This is a genomic window from Synechococcus sp. CBW1108 (assembly GCF_015840335.1).
Taxonomy (GTDB): domain Bacteria; phylum Cyanobacteriota; class Cyanobacteriia; order PCC-6307; family Cyanobiaceae; genus Cyanobium_A.
Map to the genome: position 1 here is coordinate 1300193 of NZ_CP060395.1, position 16426 is coordinate 1316618.

19 protein-coding genes are annotated in these 16426 nt (G+C 66.1%); 5 read left to right on the forward strand and 14 right to left on the reverse strand.

The window, feature by feature from the left end:
• Positions 1-49: 49 nt before the first annotated feature.
• Positions 50-1615 carry a NarK family nitrate/nitrite MFS transporter gene (locus H8F27_RS06975; RefSeq protein WP_197152546.1) on the reverse strand — a complete coding sequence of 522 codons (1566 nt, stop codon included), beginning with the start codon at positions 1613-1615 and terminating at the stop codon, positions 50-52.
• Positions 1616-1764: 149 nt separating this feature from the next.
• Here H8F27_RS06975 and H8F27_RS06980 point away from each other — a divergent pair, with 149 nt between their 5' ends.
• Entirely contained in the window at positions 1765-2400 is a 636-nt protein-coding gene (locus H8F27_RS06980; protein ID WP_231596571.1) for a molybdenum cofactor guanylyltransferase, read from the forward strand.
• Positions 2401-2406: 6 nt separating this feature from the next.
• Here H8F27_RS06980 and H8F27_RS06985 read toward each other — a convergent pair whose 3' ends face one another.
• The 4 genes from H8F27_RS06985 to H8F27_RS07000 are packed head-to-tail and all read right to left on the reverse strand — an operon-like array spanning position 2407 to position 4482.
• The gene (locus H8F27_RS06985; RefSeq protein WP_197152548.1) at positions 2407-2790 is read right to left on the reverse strand and encodes a HEPN domain-containing protein; all 384 of its coding nucleotides are present in this window, start codon (positions 2788-2790) and stop codon (positions 2407-2409) included.
• Positions 2777-3196 carry a nucleotidyltransferase family protein gene (locus tag H8F27_RS06990; protein WP_197152550.1) on the reverse strand — a complete coding sequence of 140 codons (420 nt, stop codon included), beginning with the start codon at positions 3194-3196 and terminating at the stop codon, positions 2777-2779. Before H8F27_RS06990 ends, H8F27_RS06985 begins: the two co-directional genes overlap by 14 nt.
• A gap of 21 nt (positions 3197-3217) precedes the next feature.
• Positions 3218-3967: a sulfite exporter TauE/SafE family protein gene (locus H8F27_RS06995; protein WP_197152551.1), complete on the reverse strand. Its 750-nt coding sequence runs from the start codon at positions 3965-3967 to the stop codon at positions 3218-3220.
• A complete protein-coding gene (locus tag H8F27_RS07000) occupies positions 3964-4482 on the reverse strand; it encodes an HPP family protein (RefSeq protein ID WP_197152553.1) in 519 nt (172 codons plus the stop codon). The genes H8F27_RS06995 and H8F27_RS07000 overlap by 4 nt, the downstream gene beginning before the upstream one ends.
• Before the next feature lie 322 nt (positions 4483-4804).
• On the opposite strand from H8F27_RS07000, the gene H8F27_RS07005 reads away from it, so the two are divergent.
• Positions 4805-6358 carry a transposase gene (locus H8F27_RS07005; protein ID WP_197152555.1) on the forward strand — a complete coding sequence of 518 codons (1554 nt, stop codon included), beginning with the start codon at positions 4805-4807 and terminating at the stop codon, positions 6356-6358.
• Between the two features lie 209 nt (positions 6359-6567).
• On the opposite strand, the gene H8F27_RS07010 is transcribed toward H8F27_RS07005, so the two are convergent.
• Positions 6568-8844 carry an FdhF/YdeP family oxidoreductase gene (locus tag H8F27_RS07010; protein ID WP_197152562.1) on the reverse strand — a complete coding sequence of 759 codons (2277 nt, stop codon included), beginning with the start codon at positions 8842-8844 and terminating at the stop codon, positions 6568-6570.
• A gap of 305 nt (positions 8845-9149) precedes the next feature.
• Between H8F27_RS07010 and H8F27_RS07015 the strand changes: the two genes are divergently transcribed.
• Entirely contained in the window at positions 9150-10232 is a 1083-nt protein-coding gene (locus H8F27_RS07015; RefSeq protein ID WP_197152566.1) for a GTP 3',8-cyclase MoaA, read from the forward strand.
• 159 nt (positions 10233-10391) lie between these two features.
• Here H8F27_RS07015 and H8F27_RS07020 read toward each other — a convergent pair whose 3' ends face one another.
• The 4 genes from H8F27_RS07020 to moaB form a co-directional block, all read right to left on the reverse strand.
• Positions 10392-10607: a hypothetical protein gene (locus H8F27_RS07020; protein ID WP_197152567.1), complete on the reverse strand. Its 216-nt coding sequence runs from the start codon at positions 10605-10607 to the stop codon at positions 10392-10394.
• Between the two features lie 247 nt (positions 10608-10854).
• Positions 10855-12345, reverse strand: coding sequence for an IS66 family transposase (locus H8F27_RS07025; protein WP_197152568.1), 1491 nt, complete (start codon positions 12343-12345; stop codon positions 10855-10857).
• A gap of 106 nt (positions 12346-12451) precedes the next feature.
• A complete protein-coding gene (locus tag H8F27_RS07030) occupies positions 12452-12628 on the reverse strand; it encodes a Nif11-like leader peptide family natural product precursor (protein WP_197152569.1) in 177 nt (58 codons plus the stop codon).
• Positions 12629-12749: 121 nt separating this feature from the next.
• On the reverse strand, positions 12750-13271 hold the full coding sequence (gene moaB / locus H8F27_RS07035) for a molybdenum cofactor biosynthesis protein B (protein ID WP_197152570.1): 522 nt from the start codon (positions 13269-13271) through the stop codon (positions 12750-12752).
• 89 nt (positions 13272-13360) lie between these two features.
• Here moaB and H8F27_RS07040 point away from each other — a divergent pair, with 89 nt between their 5' ends.
• The gene (locus H8F27_RS07040) at positions 13361-13627 is read left to right on the forward strand and encodes a MoaD/ThiS family protein (protein ID WP_197152572.1); all 267 of its coding nucleotides are present in this window, start codon (positions 13361-13363) and stop codon (positions 13625-13627) included.
• Positions 13628-13631: 4 nt separating this feature from the next.
• A complete protein-coding gene (locus H8F27_RS07045) occupies positions 13632-14081 on the forward strand; it encodes a molybdenum cofactor biosynthesis protein MoaE (protein WP_197152574.1) in 450 nt (149 codons plus the stop codon).
• Between the two features lie 11 nt (positions 14082-14092).
• Here H8F27_RS07045 and H8F27_RS07050 read toward each other — a convergent pair whose 3' ends face one another.
• From H8F27_RS07050 to moaC, 4 genes are read right to left on the reverse strand one after another with little or no spacing between them, the layout of a single operon-like run.
• A complete protein-coding gene (locus tag H8F27_RS07050) occupies positions 14093-14374 on the reverse strand; it encodes a hypothetical protein (protein ID WP_197152581.1) in 282 nt (93 codons plus the stop codon).
• The gene (locus tag H8F27_RS07055; RefSeq protein WP_197152583.1) at positions 14371-14601 is read right to left on the reverse strand and encodes a hypothetical protein; all 231 of its coding nucleotides are present in this window, start codon (positions 14599-14601) and stop codon (positions 14371-14373) included. The genes H8F27_RS07050 and H8F27_RS07055 overlap by 4 nt, the downstream gene beginning before the upstream one ends.
• 44 nt (positions 14602-14645) lie before the next feature.
• Positions 14646-15881 carry a molybdopterin molybdotransferase MoeA gene (locus H8F27_RS07060; RefSeq protein WP_197153416.1) on the reverse strand — a complete coding sequence of 412 codons (1236 nt, stop codon included), beginning with the start codon at positions 15879-15881 and terminating at the stop codon, positions 14646-14648.
• Positions 15874-16359, reverse strand: a complete 486-nt coding sequence (gene moaC, locus H8F27_RS07065; protein ID WP_197152593.1) for a cyclic pyranopterin monophosphate synthase MoaC — start codon at positions 16357-16359, stop codon at positions 15874-15876. The genes H8F27_RS07060 and moaC overlap by 8 nt, the downstream gene beginning before the upstream one ends.
• Positions 16360-16426: the final 67 nt, after the last annotated feature.

A 16426-nucleotide genomic window follows, 5' to 3' on the forward strand; every position in this document is an offset into this window, starting at 1 on the left:
GGCCGACCCAGGGCCTGCCCCTCATCAGCGATGCGGTTGAGGACCCGGATCAGACCAGCGGCGGGGAAGCCACAGCCGTTTCTCCTTCGTGGAGCTCATCGAAGGATCCCTTGGGCTCCTTCAGCATGAAGTAGCAGAGGAAACCAACGATCAGACCAGCCACACCCAGAACCTGGAAGAAGGCACTGTTGGAGGCAGCCACCACGGCGGGGGTGGGTTCGGCATCGGCGGCACCGGACAACCACAGCGGCAGCAGGCTGTAGATGGTGAGGTAGGCCACGGCACCCACGTTGCCGTAGGCGCCCACCATGCCGGCAATCTGGCCTGTGACCCGACGCTTCACCAACGGCACCATGGCGAAGGTGGATCCTTCCCCTGCCTGCACAAAGAAGGAACACAAAATGGTGATCACCAGGGCCAGCAGGATGCCGGCGGAGCCAACGAACGTTCCGGGCTTGATCATGCCCATCAGCAGATAGCCGAAACCAAGACCAACCGTGAGGAAGCCCATCGTCGACTTGCGCGACCCGAGCTTGTCCGAGAGCAGGCCGCCGCCGGGACGTGCCACCAGGTTCACAAACGCGAAAGCCGAGGCCAGGATTCCCGCTGTGGCCTTAGGCAGGTCAAAGGTGGTTTCGAAGAAGGTGGGGAGCATGGACACCACGGCCAGCTCCGAGCCGAAGTTCACGATGTAGGTGAGCTCGAGAATGGCCACCTGCTTGAACTCATAGCGATCCTCCTTGGGATACACCTTGGTTCCGGCGATCAACTCCTTGTTGGTGCGGATGATGCCCCAGGTCTGGAACCCGAAGAACAGCAGCACCAGCACGATGGCGATGGCAAAGCCGGTGTCATCGAGAAACTTCACCTTCTGAAGGCGCCAGGCCAGCACGGCCAGGATCACGCCGAAGGGCACGTTCATGCCGATCAGGCCCCAAAAGTCCCGCATGGAGGTCACCTCCAGGCCAGCCGTCCTGGCGGGGCGCTGGTAGGTGCGGCCAGGCGGGGTGTCTTCAACGTTGAGGTAGTAGAAGACGCCGTAGATGGCGGCGATGATGCCGGAGAGGGCAATGGCCCCGCGCCAGTTGAGCACCACGCCATCGACCGCGAAACCACCTCCGAAGGAGAGCCAGCCGGCCAGGGTGACCATGGTGAGGGCCGAGAAAGCGGAACCGAAGTTGCCCCAGCCGCCGTAGATGCCTTCAGCCAGGCCGATCTCCTTGGGCGGGAACCATTCAGCCACCATGCGAATGCCGATTACAAAGCCGGCGCCCACGATCGAAAGCAGCAGGCGGGCCACCACCAGCTGGTTGAAATCCTGAGCGAAGGCGAACAACAGGCAGGGGAAAGCAGAAAAAACCAGCAGCGCCGAGTAGGTGAGGCGGGGCCCGTACTTGTCGAGCAGCATTCCAATCAGGATGCGGGCCGGTACGGTGAGGGCCACGTTGCAGATTGCAACGGTGCGAATCTGGGGCACCGTGAGGCCCAGATCAGCCTTGACGGTGGTCGCCAGCGGCGCCAGGTTAAACCAGACAACAAAAGTAAGAAAGAACGCAAACCAGGTGAGATGCAGCGTCTTGTATCTCCCCTGGAAAGACCAGAGTTCACCGAGCATGTCGAGGTGGAATTATGATCGAAGCTTCAGAACGCTGAGCCAGACCTGATGGGCGGCGCTTTATGCAAGCCGCGATGCAACTACACCAGAGCGTCTGATTCATTTCTGTGGTTGACGCTACCGAGATCAGCCGATGCTGTTCCACGCCATTGGATTCCACGCCATTGGAACTGATCCGGCCCCAGGCCCCCCTGCGCTGCTGCCTGATTAGTGGCGGCAGCAGCCGGCGCATGGGCTGCGACAAGGCACTGCTGAGCCACCCCGAGGGCGGCAGTTGGCTGGAGCGCACGCTGCTACTGCTAGCCCAACTCCAGGCGCCGATCGCCCTGTTGAGCCGCCATGGGCCGCACCTGGAGCGCTCCGAGGCGCTGCAGGTCGAGCTCAAAGCGAGCGGCGTTGCCCTGGAGCTGATTGCCGAACCGCCGCCCTGGGAGGGGCCGCTGCTGGCCCTGCACCGGCTGATGGAACACCACCCAGACGAGCGCCTGTTGCTCTGCCCGGTGGACATGCCGGATCTCAGCCTGGCCGCCCTGCAAGCCCTGCTAGCGGGCGCAGCAACCGGGAGCCCGATCCGGCTGCAGCTGGCCCACGACGGCGAGCGGCTGCAACCGCTGCTAGGCCTCTATCCGAGCAGCGCCCCGATCCGGGCCCACCTGGCCGCAGCGGTGGGCCGAGGCGAACGGCGCTTGCAGAGCTGGCTGGCGACGCTGCCCTACCAGACGGTGCCATTGGATCCCCGTGCCATCCGCAACGTGAACCGGCCCGGGCCAAGTCAGTTGGCCTAAGCCAATTCAGGCGTCCGATTCGCCCAGCGCCGCCACCATGCGCTCGCACCGCTCCAGCTCCGCCTCGACCAGGGCCAGCAGCTCCTGCCGCGGCGCGGGCAACGGAAATGGGCCCTGCTCATAGCGGGCCTCCACCGCAAACACCTGCAGCTCAAGCAGCAGGGGATCAAGCTGCTGACCAGCCAGGGCGAACAGATCTTCGAGGTCGTGGACCCGGGGTGGCCGCCGGTCGGCCAGCACAATCCAGGCTTTGAGCAGTTTCTCCACCGCCTGCTGGGCGGTGAAGCCCCAGTCTTCGTCGGGATAGGCAGAGTCAAGGGTCAGCCCCAGGCTGCGCAGATGGCGACGCACAATCGCCAGCAGCAGCAAGGCGTCTTCAGCGGGCGACATACAGCACCCGGCCCTCACGGGCCACATCGCCGAACACGTGCCAACGGGAGCCACTCAGGCGCTCGGCATCAGCGCTGCCCGCCACCACCAGGTCGACAGCCACTCCCTGCCGGCCCAGCGCTCGGTTAAAGCGCTTCCAGCAAGCCATCTTTTCGGTCGGCGTGAGCTGGGGCTGGCCCACGATCACCGCCAGATCCAGATCTGAGTCGGGCCGTGCCTCACCCCTGGCCCGCGAACCAAAGGCGATCACCGCCTGCACATCGGGTTCGGCGCACAGACGCGCCAAGGCTTCCCCAGACCTCTGGGGATCCAACCCCGGACCCAGCTCAGGAGCCGGCTCCAGCGCCAGGGGATGGCGCCAGGGGATGGGGGGCGGCGTGAAACGCTCGGCAGCGGAGGCGACCATGCTGAAACGCTACCGCCAACATCAGCCCGCGAAACCCAGGAGCTTCGCGGCGGCCAGCAGCAGCACCAAGGCCAGACAGCGACGGATCCAAGCCACCGGCCAGTGGCGGCTACCAAGCCGCGAACCCACCGCACCGGCCAGCAGCACCATCAGCAACATCCAGCCCAGCTGGGCCGGCAGGGCCGGCAGCAGGGCCCCAGATGGCTGGCGGGCCAGCAGCAGGCCGGCCAGGCCGCTGAGCGAGTTGCCGAAGATGAACAGCGACGACACCGCTGCCGCCTGGCGGGTGGAGGCCCAGCTGCAACACAACAGCAGGGGCGTGAGGAACACGCCGCCGCCGGTACCGGTGAGGCCAGCCAGCAGCCCCAGCCCGGCACCGCTAAGCACAAGCAGAATCAGTGGCGGTTGCGTCAAGCGTTCGGGATCGCCTGGCTGGCGGAGAAAGCGCAGGGCCGAGGTCAGCAGCACCACTGCGACCAACCGCTGAAACCAGAGGGTGGGCAGATCGAGCCAGCCCCCCAGAAAGGCCGCCGGCAGGCCGGCCAGCAACACCGGCCAGAACAGCCGCCAGCGCAGGTGGCCGGCTCGCCAGAACTGCCAACTGCCCTGGGCCGCCACCGCGATGTTCAGGATCAGGGCAAGCGGCTTGATCTGCTCCGCCGGCAGACCGGCCAGGGCCAGCACGGCGATGTAGCCGGAGGCGCCCGCATGGCCCACGGTGGCATAGAGAAAGGCCACCAGGGCCAGGGGCGGCAGCAGCCAGAGGGTCACAGCCAGTGGTGCGGATAGGGCAGCGCCCCCTTCACCCAGCGGCTGAAGCCGGTCGCCAGCAGCACCAGCAGCAGCGAGCCGCTGAGCACGGGGGTGAGCACAAACAGGGGCGTGGGCCCAAGCACCACCCCCAGAAACGCCAGCCCGCCGGCGGGCGGGTGCAGGCAGCGCAGCTGCTGACCGAGCAAAACCGTGAGCCCCACCGCCAGGGCGATTACCAAGGGCCCCCGGCCCAGCCAGGCCCCCGCCGCCACACTCACCAGCGCACCCAGCAGATTGCCGAGCACGATGTTGCGCGGCTGGGCCAGGGGGCTGGCGGGGTAGCCGAACAGCAGCACCGAGGAGGCTCCCAGCGGCGCCGCCAGCAGCACCATGCCGCTCCAGGCACCGAGTAGGCCGAGCAGGGAGAGCGCCAGCAGCGCACCCAGCCAGGTCACAGATAACTGGCGGCGCTGGAAGTGGGGCTGATAGGCCCGCCCCCGCCGCCGCTGCTCCGCCAGCCAGCCTTCCCGCATCACCTTTCGTACACGCCCATCGGATCGTCCCCGCCATCCTCGCGAGCCAGCCCCAACCTCCTCGGCGCACTGTCGATGGCAGCCGGCGCCACCATGGTGACGACGGCTACTAATCAGCCAGCCAGACGCATCGGCCACGCTGCTGAAGACCTGGCCGTGACGAAGCCCGAGGGAGTCGTGGAGCACATGTCGCAGGTCCAGCGACTGAAGTTGCCGGGCTAGGAGGCTGTTGCGCATAGATCTGCGGCCAGCTTCTCCACAGACGCCTATCAATCTGCCCAGATTCCAGTGGTAGCAATGGATCTGGGCGATAGAATGGCACATGCACAAGACCTTTCGATCCTGGCAGCCGGAGCAGACAACCCTGCTGCCGCCATCGCCGAGGGAGTGGCTCTCAGAAGACCACCAGGTGTATTTCCTGCTCGACCTGGTGGATGAGCTGGATCTCTCGGCCATCTTGATCCCAGCGCAGGCCAAGGATCCCAGAGGTGAGAAGGGGTTTGACCCGCGGATGTTGACGATGCTGCTGCTCTACGCCTACTGCGTGGGCACCGTTTCCTCCCGCAAAATCGAGCGGGCCTGCTACGAGGATCTGGCATTCCGTGTGCTGACCGGCAACCAGCAGCCCGACCACAGCCGGATCAGTGAGTTCCGCCGCCGCAACCTCGAAGCGCTCAGTGATCTGTTTGTGCAGATCCTGCGGCTCTGCCAGGAGGCCGGGATGGTGAGCCTGGGCCATGTGGCGCTGGACGGCACCAAGGTGCAGGCTAATGCCAGTAAGCACAAGGCGATGAGCCACGAGCGGATGCTCAAAGCCGAGGCCCAGCTAGAGAAGGAGATCAGGGAGCTGCTGCGCAAGGCCGAGCTCCTGGATGCCCAGGAGGACAGCAAGTACGGCAAGGGGAAGCTGGCCAGTGACCTGCCCAAGGAGCTGCAGCGGCGTCAGGACCGGCTGGCGGCGATCAGCCGGGCGCGCAAAGCCTTGGAAGCAGAAACCGCCGCCGCTGCTGCCCGTGATCGCGCCAAGCAGGCAGCAGCGGCAGATGCTGCTGCCAATGCCGATGCCACAGATGCTGATGCAGCAGCGGATGCCAGCGAGCAGCAGCAGAAGCTGGCTGACAAAGCAGCCAGGACCAGGGAGAAAGCAGACGCCGCCAGGGAGCTGGCGATCGAGAAGGCCAACGAGGCAGGCCTTGAACCGCAGGGGCTGGAGCCACAGCCGGCTGATGCCATGCCTTATCGCGGCCTGGCCCATCGGGCCGATGGCAGCCCCACTGCCAAAACCCAGCGGAATTTCACTGATCCCGACAGCCACATCGTCAAAAGCGATGGCAACGTGCTGCAGGGCTACAACTGCCAGGCGGTCGTTGATGGCGACTACCAGGTGATCGTGGCGATGGGGGTGAGCAACCAGCCTCCTGATGTGGAGCACCTGGTTCCCATGCTGGAGCGCACCATCGCCAATACCAGCCAGGTGCCCAGGACCTTGATCGCCGATACCGGCTACTGGAGCGAGGACAACGCCAAGGCCTGCGAGGACTGCGGCGTTGATCCCCACATCGCCACAGGCCGGCTGCCGCACGGTCAGCCACCACCACCGATCTATGGCCCGAACCCCAAGCATCTAGATGCCAAGGGCCGGATGGCCCGCAAGCTGCGCAAGAAGAAAGGACAGAAGATCTACGCCCGACGCAAAACGATCGCGGAGCCGGTGTTTGGTCAGATCAAGGAATGTCGTCGTCTGAGACGCTTCCTGCTGCGGGGCCTGGAGAAGGTGAATGGGGAGTGGTTGCTCTGGGGTGCAACGCACAACCTCAACAAGCTCTGGCGCTACATGAAGAAACAGAGGCAGCAGCAGGCCATGGCTACCGGGTGAGGGGATTCTGCCGCTCCAGGCTGCCAGGCGGGGCTGCGCAGCGCTACTGAAACAAAGAATCTGATAAATTCACCAGTAGACGGCACAAAAAATGTGCACGGCGGGGAGAGATGGCGTCTGAGACGGCGCTATGCGCAACAGGCTCCTAGGGCAATCGAGGTGGGGCTGATAGGCCCGGGCGTGGCAGACAGGGTGGCGACGGCAACAGCTCAGCCTGCCCCGCGCAACAGCACCGGCACCCGCTTGAAGGCCGGCGTACCGCTCTCGGGATCGCTCACCGCCCGCATCAGCACGTTGGCCTCCGGATAAAACATCAAAGCCGCGCCGCGGCGCACCGAGCCGGGGATCAGCTCGATCCCGTCGAGCTGGCCCGCCTCACCCTGCACGGTCACCCGCTGGTGGGCCCGCAGACCACAGGCGGCGAGATCCTCCGGGTTGACCAGGATCGTCTGGCGGTGCGGCATGCCCCGATAGCCGTCGCCCAGCTTGTAGACCACCGTGTTGTGCTGGCCGTAACTGCGGGCGGTGATCAGGTTCAGCACCAGGCCCTGCTCGCCGGCGGCCAGGCCGCCGAAGTGATCCGCGTGCGGCAATCCGAGCTCGGGCAGCGGTGTCACCGCCAGCTGGGCCCGGCCAGTGGCGGTGGCGAAACGGGGCTCCTGGAACACCCGGCCGGCCACCTCAAATTCCTTCTTGCTGGCGTCGATCTCGGCGATAGCGGCATAACCGGGCACGGTGCGGGCGATCAGCTCGCGCACATACACCGGATCCTGCAGCCGCCGCCAGTCGATCGGCTCACTGCCGTGCAGGCGGTGGGCCAGCTCGGCCAGGAACTCCACCTCGCTGATCAGCTGGCCGCTGGCCAGATGGGTGCTGCCGGGCTCATTGAGCCGCACCCAGTTGTTGCCCGATTCAACGGTGGTGCGGTGGGGCGTCTCAAAGCGGTTGAACACCGGCAGCAGCAGGGTCTGGCGGGCCGCCAGGCCGTGGAAGTGGCCGGTGTTGGGCTTGGTGGCCAGGTAGATGATCGTGTCGATGCGGCCAAGGGCTGCCTGGGCCTGGCTGCTGTGGGGGTTGGCGCCATACAGGTTGCCGCCCAGACAGAGCAGGGAATCGACGGCGCCGGCAGCGGCCGCCTCGATCAGGGCGCGGGTGTTGTAGCCCCGGGTGGGGCTGAGGGGCCGGCCGAGCAGCTGCTCAAGCGCCAACCGCATCGGCTCGCGCAGATTCACCGTCACCCCCATCGAGCCGAAGCCCTGCACGTTGGAGTGGCCGCGGATCGGCATCGTGCCAGCCCCCGGCCGGGCCACGTTGCCCGTAAGCACGGCCGTGTTGGCGATCGCCTGCACGTTGGCGGTGCCGTTTGCGTGGTGGGTGATGCCCATCGCCCAGGCGAACACCACCGCCTTGCACGCAGCCAAGCGGGAGGCGGTGTGCTCCAGCTCCTCGCGGCTGAGGCCGCAACAGCCCGTGATCGCCTCCCAGCTGGTGGTCTCGATCTGCTCGATCAGGGCCTGCCAGCCGTCGGCATGGGCCTTCACGAAGTCGAGGGCGATGGCGCCACGCTCCAGCAGGGCCTTCTGCAGCCCCAGAAAAACGGCGGTGTCGGAGCCGGGAATCGGCTGCAGGAACAGGGAGGCGATCTCACTGCCGCCGCCGAGCATGGAGCGAATCGGGAAGGCGGGCGAGCCGAACCTGAGCAGCCCCGCCTCCAGCACCGGATTGATCACGATCACCGTGCCGCCGCGCTCCCGCAGGCGGATCAGCTCGTTCATCAGCCGCGGGTGGTTGGCCGGCGCATTGGAGCCCACCAACACCACGCCATCGGCTTGCTGGAGGCTCTCGAGGCTCACCATCGAGGTGCCGCTGCCAAACACCCGGCTGAGACCGATGCTGGAGGGGGCGTGGCAGAGGTCGGAACAGTCGGCCAGATTGTTGGAGCCGAGAGCCCGCAGCAGCAGTTGCAGCAGATAGGCGGCCTCGTTGGAGGAGCGCCCGGAGCTGTAGGAAGCAACCCGCTCCGGCGACGGCCTAGCGAAGGCCGCGGCGCTGAGGTCGTGCACCTCCTGCCAGCCGATCGGCTCGTAGTGGTCGCTGCCGGCTCGCCGGATCAGGGGTCGATCGAGCCGGCCCAGCTGGTCGCATTCGGCGGAACTGAGCTGCTGGAGCTCAGCCAGGCTGCGGCCGGCAAACACCTCCGCTGGCACCGCCGACTGCAGTTCGGCTCCGATCGCCTCCACACTCTTGAGGCAGCGCTGCAGCGGCTCGCCCAGTTCATCGCGAAAGCCGCCGTTCTGGCCGCCCGTGCCCCAGGCGCAACTCAGGCAAGCACTTTTGTGGTTGAGAGTCTGCCAAAGCCGCAACCCCGTGGGTGAGAGGGTGGCGCGGGCCCAGCCCTCGATCAGGGGCCAGCCGCCCCCACTGGCGGCGTCTTCTGGGGCCGGCAGCTGGGTTGGTGCCGGCGATCCAGATAGCTCAGGCGCCATGGCTACTACTGGCTGCGTTTGTCAAACCCTAGGGGTATGGCAAAGCAGCTGCCTCTGAGGGCAGCTGTGCCCAACGGCTGTGCCCATCCACCTAAGCCCTGAAAAACGAACTTCATACGGGGCCTGGCCGCAAAGGGCACTCCAGCCGTTAAGAAGGCAACAACCAATAAGGCCTGAAGTGATGAACTCATGGGTGCTGCCAACTCAACCCACTCCCCCGATGCAGTAGGCGCACAGGAGTTAGGCCAAATTTGCGCCGCTGATGCTGGGGTTAACGCCTGAGCAGGAGCTCTAGCGTTGCGGCCATGGCCAGCGCCGTCCCCCACCCCGAAACCGTCGCCACCCGCGCCCACCCCAGCGACCGACTGGGCCGGCCGCTAGGGGTGCTGCGCCTATCGCTGACGGCCCGCTGCAACCTGGCCTGTCCCTACTGCCTGCCGGATGGCCACGAACCCCCGGGCCTGCTGACGCTGGGCCAGCGATTGCGGGTGATCGAAGCAGCGGTGGCCCTGGGGGTCCGCAGCCTGCGGCTCACCGGCGGCGAGCCCCTGCTGCACCGCCAGCTTGAGGAGTTGATCAGGGCCGTTCAGCCCCTGCGCGCCAAGGGCCTGGGCGAGATCGCCCTCACCAGCAACGGCGTACTGCTCAGTGCCGAGAGGGCCCGAGCCCTGCGCGCCGCCGGCCTCGACCGCATCACCCTCAGCCTCGACGGCACCACGGGCGCGGCAGTGGCCCGCATGGCAGGCCTTGGTGATGGGGCGGCCGGGGAACGCACCCTGGCCCAGGTGTTGGCGGCGATCGAGCACGCCCGCACCGCCGGCTTCGATCCAGCCCAGGGCCGCCTCAAGCTCAATGCGGTGATCCAGCGCGACGCCAACGACGACCAACTCCTACCCCTGGCGGGCCTGGCCCGGGAGCGGGGGCTGGAGCTGCGCCTGATCGAATTCATGGACGTGGGCAACCGCAACGGCTGGCGGGAAGCCCAGGTGCTCCCGGCCGCCGAGATGGTGGAGCGGATCGGCAGCCGCTGGCCCCTGGAGCCCCTGGGCCGCCCGGCCCACGGCACCGCCAGCCGCTGGCGCTACCGAGATGGGGGCTCGGGTGGCGCAAGCCAACTGGCGGTGGTGGCCTCGGTGAGTGCACCTTTCTGCGGCGACTGCAACCGGCTGCGGGTCACCGCAGATGGCGTCGCCTACACCTGCCTCTTTGCCGCCCCGGGCAGTGGCCTGGATCTCAAACCATGGCTACAGGAAAAACAAGCTGGACCAAAACTTGAACTAGCCATGGCCGCCCACTGGAATCAAAGAAGCGACCGCTATAGCGAGGAGCGCAACACTACAAATTCCAGCAACGGCGAACGCGCCGAGATGGCCTACCTAGGGGGCTAGGAGCAAACAGCCTGCTAATAGGATATTTGCCGTTCACCCCACCAGGGCACAGCGTGCGGTCCGTCAAGGAATCTGAGGTTATTTTATTTAGCCCCCAGTGCGAGCATGGGCTCGCGATGAACCACATGCTGAATGCCATGGATCAGACCTAAGACTGGATCAGCCTCGCCAAGTGGGCATACCTCCAGCCATGAAAGTTCCCCGATGGCGCCATAGCGCTTCAGGTGTCACGGAGATGTGGTTGACGGCTGCCAGCTTGGCGGCCTCTTGGGTTGACCGGGTAGCCAGCAGAGCGGCAGTGAAGGCGGGATCGCGCCGGGCCAGCTCTTTGAGTTGATGCAGGGCGGCGGTGGATTGCATTTGGCAGGTAGTCATCTCACTTTCCTCAACTATCTGTACCTATGCTAGGCAGCCTTATTCAGTCCAGAGATGAGTAAAAATACCCGTTTTGTTTGACACACAAAGGCAAGGCTCCTGCCTCTGGCAACCGCGCCAGCAACCCCTGGGCGGCACATTCATTCAGGGTATGCGTTCAGGGGTCGGGACGCCCCGCCGCACGAATGCAAGCCTGATCACTCACCGCTGAGCGATCAGAAACTCTTCCTTGCTCGTTCTTCTTCCCTCAGGGGTCGCTCAGCAGTGACGGCATCACCCCACCGCGGTGATGGGAGATCCAGGCCTGCTCGAGGAACTCCCAGACATCCCGCCCCTGTTGCCTAAGGGTGGTGGTGACTGTGAGCAGGCGGCTGCGGCAGATGGCACCGCTGGCTGATTGGACGCCGTGACTGATCTTGCGCTGAATCACCGATTGGCGCCGGGCACGTTCTGCGGCGTTGTTGGTGGGCTCTATTCCCTCGTTCTCCAGGAAGGTCCACAACCCATCTGTCACCTTCTGGAGCTGCTGGCAGGTGCGCACTGTGCTGGCCCAAGGCGTTCGCTCGCCGCGCTGGTAGCCCAGCTCCACTACCCGCTGCAACGTGGCCTCAAAGGTCTGGCGAATCGGCAGGCAGCTTTGCTGCAAGGCGGGCCAGTCAATCTTTCCCTCCTTGTAGTTGTGCCAGTGGCCAAACAGCTGCTGCTGCAGGCCCAGCAGCTGGGCTCCAAACTCAGCGCTGGCGCCCGGGCGTTCGGCGATGGCCGTTAAATCGCGGATCAGGTGCGCCCAACACAGCTGCCTTTGCATCACCGGCAGGTGGTTGTAGGCCGAGAAGCGATCGCTCACGACAATCCCGCCAAAGGCACTGCCGAGCAGCTCAATCGCAGCGGCCGTAGAACGGCTCAGCCCCTGCAGAAACACCGTCACCAGCGGTGTGACCATGACCCACTGCCAGCCCCGCTTTCCAGTGGGATTGTTGCCGTCGGCGTTGCCGGTGGGGGCGCCGGTCTCATCCACGTAAGCCACCGGTTGCTGACGGGCGGCCCGCAGCGCCTGGGCCATCGGTTCGGCCAACGCTGCACTCAGGCGCTGACGGACCCGTGCAATTGCTCCACGGCTCATCTCCACACCCAGCAGCTGCTGGAGCAGGGCCTGGGTCTTGCTGAAACTCAACGGGAAGGCACTGCCCAGTAGCCCCACCAGGGCACTGAGACGTGGCCCGTAGCGGCTGAGCTCCACATCAACCGGCAACGGGGCGCAGGTGCTGGTGGAGCAGCAGGGGCAAACCAACCGATGCAGGTGATGCTCGATCACCAGCGGCGTGATCGGTGGAATCTCGATCACCTGGTGACGCAGCGGCTCAAGGTCATCTCCCTGCAGCAGGGTGCCACAGCGGCGGCAGGCATCCGGGTAATGATCCACCACCTTGTCGACACGCTCAATCGGCAGCAGCTCCGGCCCACTGCCGGGATGGCCCTGCTGGCCGCCCCGCTTGCGGCCACTGCCCTTGCGCCGCTCTGGAGGCTTAAAACCCAGACCATCACTGGAGGGCGGTTTGGAAGAGTTGCGCGAACTGCGGCCAATCCGCTCCCGCAGGCTGGCCAGCTCGGTGGCCAGGGCGGTGAGTTGGCTGCGGAGCAGCTCAATCTCCTCATGCTGGGAAAGGATCAGCTCTCTTGCACCAGCCGGCCAGGTCTTCCAGTCAGCTTCTGAAATTCCGGCCGGAGGTGTGCTCATCACAAGCAGTCTCTGCCTGAGATGCAACCGGAAATCAAGCTGTCGTCAAGGGTTCGGCAGGGACAATGTTCGCACTGAGCAGTCCCGACCCCTGAACGGTTACCATTCAGGTCCAGTTCCACTCCCATAGCAAATGGGCACCGATGAGGCGCTTATTGGAGAGCCAATCAGCCTTGGAGACATCAAATCCTGCCGCCTTGGCAACGGTTACGGCAGCATCAAGATCAGCTGCGCCCATGAGCTTTTCCTGTAACTCCGCATCGTCTTTGAGCTGGAGCAGCAAGGCCTACAATTGATCTTGCGCCATCATCAAAAAGGATTAATGTTCCCTCCTTAACCTACTCCTGACTCTCCCCCTGGATGTACTCCCCCTGCATGGAGCAAGATCTCAGGGTTGCTGAGGCTTATGGGCCAGCCTGCCCATCCTGCGACTCTCGCAACCGCGGCAGCAGCTGAACCAGGTTGCAGGGTCGGGTGGCGCCATTGAGCTGGGCGGAGATCAGCCGATCCCAGGCCGTTTGCACCGCATCGAGGGAACCGGGCAGCACGAAGATCACGGTGCCGTTGGCAACTCCCGCCAGGGCTCGGCTCTGCAGGCTGCTGGTGCCGATCGTTTCAAAGGAGAGCACCCGAAACAACTCACCGAAGCCCTCGATCGTCTTGTCGAGCAGGGGCGCCACCGCCTCCGGCGTGCCGTCGCGGCCGGTGAGACCGGTGCCGCCAGAGCTGATCACCACCTGCACGCCTGCATCGGCAATCCAGCGGCTCACTTCAGAGCGGATCTGATAGCGGTCGTCTGGCACCAGCAGGCGCTGCACCAGCCGGTGGCCGGCCGACTCAAGCCGCTGCTGCAGGGCGTCACCGCTGCGGTCGTCTTCCAGGGTGCGCGTGTCCGACACCGTGAGCAGGGCGATGGCGAGGCTCACGGGCAGGGCTCAGGCGTTTGGGGCATTCTGAGTGGCGGAGCCAGGCGCTCGATAGTGATCGCTCCGCCCGAACCCTGCTGCTGCAAGCCATGGCCGTCTCAGCTGATCTGCCATCCCAAGTGCAGGTGCGCCTTTTCGCCGGCTTGAGAGAAGCGATGGGCTGGAGCGAGCAGCTGGTCGAGCTAGCCCCAGCAGCTGACGCCACACCTCACCAGCTTTGGCGGCAACTCGGTCTGCAACCCGCCCATCCCCCCGCCGGCGTGCGGGTGGCAATCAACCAGCAGTTCGCCACCTGGGACGCCAGCCTGGCAGCTGGCGATGAGCTGGCCTTCCTGCCACCGATCAGTGGTGGCTGACGCGATGGTCGCAATCCAGCTGGAAGCGGAGCCGTTTGAGCCGCTGCATGCCCTGGCCGAGTGGCATCAATTGCTGGCTGCAGAGCTGGGAATACTGCCTGCGGCCGAGAGTCATTTCGTGGGCCGAGTGCGCCCCAGCGGCGCCAACGACGCACCCCTCACAGCTCTGGAGCTGGAGCACTACCCAGGCATGAGCGAGGCCTGCATCGCCTCCCTGGCGGCCGCCGCCGCCGGCCGGCACGGGGCGACTGCAGTGCTGGTGAGACACCGGATCGGCTTGGTGTTGCCGGGAGACGCCATCGTGCTGGTGGCCATCGGCGCCGACCGCCGCGGCCCGGCCCAGCGCTGCTGCAAGGAGCTGTTGGAGGCCCTCAAGCACGACGCCCCCTTCTGGAAAAGGGAGTGGCACGCCGATGGCAGCAGCGCCTGGATCACGGGCAATACGGCCCTGTAAAGCCATGCCCCTCAGCTCCTGTAAACCGCGTCGTGACTGCCGATATCAATAGGGATCAGGCGCTGGCCATCGATTATCAGCTCCAGGGTGATCCTGTAGCTGATGTTGATCGACACGGAATGCAAGCCCTGCAACCGCCCCTTGAGGGCATGCAAGCGCAATGACGGATGACGCGGATTCGCTTCCAGCAGCAGCGGCGTCTTGCGGTAGGTGTCACGCAACTCAGGGTGACGCTGCAGAAAACGGGCCGCGCGCCGGTTGTAGCGCTCCGTGAACAGAAGGGTCCAACTCAAGGCCGCTCAGCCGCCAGGGCATCCAATCGCGCCAGGTGATCATCCACAGACTCCTGAACGCATCTCCCGGCGGCCACATCAGCGCGTGTCTCCTGCAGGGCCAGCTCCAGCACCACATACCTGAGGCGGCCGCGCACCGTCACGCCTGCCTCGCGTTCGTGCTCCAACGCCCGTGTGATCGCACTCACCCCAGCGGTCTTCAGCTCGTTGGCCGAGAGGATCTGCATCGCACGGGTGCCAGATTCTTAAACAATACGAACAACCGCACGCTTCAGAGCAGTGGCAGCCGCAGCAACTGAGCCCACAGCTCCGTGCCCGCCTCCAGGGCCCCCAGCTCCGCCGGGATCTCCAGCAGCAGATCCGCCCCCTGCAACGAGCCGATCCGCGAGGAGGCCTGGGACCCTGCCACCCGGGCCAGCAGCCCGCCATCGGCTGCCACCACGAGCTGGGCCCGGGCCAGCTCCGGCCGCCCCGCCCCCCGCCGCAGCGGCGCCTCCAGCCGCACCTTCAGCCGCGGCAGCAACTGGGGCTCCGCCCCCTCAAGCCGCTGCAGGGCAGGCCAGAGCAACTGCAAAGCCGTGACCGCCGCCGCCACTGGATTGCCCGGCAGCCCGAAAAAGGGCACCCCGGCCACCTGGCCCCAGGCGAATGGTCGCCCCGGCTTGAGGAACAGCTTCCAGAAGTTCACGGCCCCCAGCTCCGCCACCAGCGGCCGAATCCAGTCGCTGTCGCCGGCGGAGACGCCACCGGTGCTCACCACCACATCGCAACCGGCCGCCAGCTGCAGCAAGGCAGCCCGCAACTGCTCCGGTTGGTCCCCAACCACCCGTTGATCGGCCACCGCATAACCGAGCCGGTTTAGCAGAGCCGTGAGCAAGGCCGAATTGCTCTCCCAGATCTGGCCCGGAGCCCGCTGCCTCCCTGGCGGCAACAACTCATCACCACTGATCAACAGACCCAGCCGCGGCCGCTGGGTCACCGTCAGCTGGCGCACCCCGCAACTGGCCAGGCGTCCCAGCTCCGCCACCCCCAGCCGCTGGCCCGCCGCCACCAGCTCCTGACCGGCAGCAGCCTCCTCTTCGGGCCCGCGGATCCAAACGGAGGCTCCACAGGGCTTCAGCAGCTCCAGCTGATCCCCCTCCAACCCCACCAGCTCCTGGGGCAGCACCCGGCCACTGCCCGCGGGCACCACGGCGCCCGTGAGGATCCGCACCGCCTCACCCGCTGCCACAGCCGCGCCATAGGGGGCCCCGGCGGCCGAGGTGCCCTGCAGGCGCCAGCGGGCTCCCACCAGCGGCTGGTCGGAGCCGGCAATGGCGTAGCCATCCATGATCGAGGCCCGAAAGCCGGGCACAGCCTCGCCAGCCAGCATCGGCTGAGCGGTGATACGGCCCAGACAGACCGCCAAGGGCAGCTGTTCCACCAGCCCCAGGGGTTGGAGCTGCTCCAGAATCCGCTCGCGGGCCAGCTCCAGCGGCAGGCCCTCCGGGCCGAAGGGTTCACCCATGCCGTTGCCACTCCCCACCGCGGCCGCCACTCTTGGCCAGCAGCCGCACCGGACCGATGGTCATGGCTGGATCGGCGCTCTTGAGCATGTCGTAGAGGGTGAGCAGGCCCACCTGCACGGCCGTGAGCGCCTCCATCTCCACCCCGGTGGGACCGGTGGTGCGGGCGGTGGCAGTCAGGTGCAGACCAGAGCCATCGGCGGCGGGCTCGAGCTGCACACTCACGCCGCTGAGAGCGATCGGGTGGCAGAGGGGGATCAGCTCCCAGGTGCGCTTGGCGGCCTGGATTGCCGCCACCCGCGCCACCGCCAGCACATCCCCCTTGGGGGCGCGGCCCTCCAGCACCAGGGCCAGGGTGGCCGCCTCCATGCTGATGAACCCCTCAGCGGTGGCCTGGCGGGCGGTGGCGGGCCGATCGCCCACCTCCACCATGTGCACCTCGCCGGCGGCATTGAGGTGACTCAACTGGGGTGCCGTCATCTCCTCCTCAAACCGGGCGCCAGGCCCAAGCATGGATTGCCCGGCGCCAACCGTCCTCCCCTCCCCC

Bases quoted from the DNA above. Each gene is read 5' to 3' on its own strand.
- H8F27_RS06975 (WP_197152546.1), bottom strand. From the start codon at position 1,615: ATGCTCGGTGAACTCTGGTCTTTCCAGGGGAGATACAAGACGCTGCAT.
- H8F27_RS06985 (WP_197152548.1), bottom strand. From the start codon at position 2,790: ATGTCGCCCGCTGAAGACGCCTTGCTGCTGCTGGCGATTGTGCGTCGC.
- H8F27_RS06990 (WP_197152550.1), bottom strand. From the start codon at position 3,196: ATGGTCGCCTCCGCTGCCGAGCGTTTCACGCCGCCCCCCATCCCCTGG.
- H8F27_RS07000 (WP_197152553.1), bottom strand. From the start codon at position 4,482: ATGCGGGAAGGCTGGCTGGCGGAGCAGCGGCGGCGGGGGCGGGCCTAT.
- H8F27_RS07005 (WP_197152555.1), top strand. From the start codon at position 4,805: ATGCACAAGACCTTTCGATCCTGGCAGCCGGAGCAGACAACCCTGCTG.
- H8F27_RS07010 (WP_197152562.1), bottom strand. From the start codon at position 8,844: ATGGCGCCTGAGCTATCTGGATCGCCGGCACCAACCCAGCTGCCGGCC.
- H8F27_RS07015 (WP_197152566.1), top strand. From the start codon at position 9,150: ATGGCCAGCGCCGTCCCCCACCCCGAAACCGTCGCCACCCGCGCCCAC.
- H8F27_RS07020 (WP_197152567.1), bottom strand. From the start codon at position 10,607: ATGACTACCTGCCAAATGCAATCCACCGCCGCCCTGCATCAACTCAAA.
- H8F27_RS07025 (WP_197152568.1), bottom strand. From the start codon at position 12,345: ATGAGCACACCTCCGGCCGGAATTTCAGAAGCTGACTGGAAGACCTGG.
- H8F27_RS07040 (WP_197152572.1), top strand. From the start codon at position 13,361: ATGGCCGTCTCAGCTGATCTGCCATCCCAAGTGCAGGTGCGCCTTTTC.
- H8F27_RS07045 (WP_197152574.1), top strand. From the start codon at position 13,632: ATGGTCGCAATCCAGCTGGAAGCGGAGCCGTTTGAGCCGCTGCATGCC.
- H8F27_RS07055 (WP_197152583.1), bottom strand. From the start codon at position 14,601: ATGCAGATCCTCTCGGCCAACGAGCTGAAGACCGCTGGGGTGAGTGCG.
- H8F27_RS07060 (WP_197153416.1), bottom strand. From the start codon at position 15,881: ATGGGTGAACCCTTCGGCCCGGAGGGCCTGCCGCTGGAGCTGGCCCGC.
- moaC (WP_197152593.1), bottom strand. From the start codon at position 16,359: ATGACGGCACCCCAGTTGAGTCACCTCAATGCCGCCGGCGAGGTGCAC.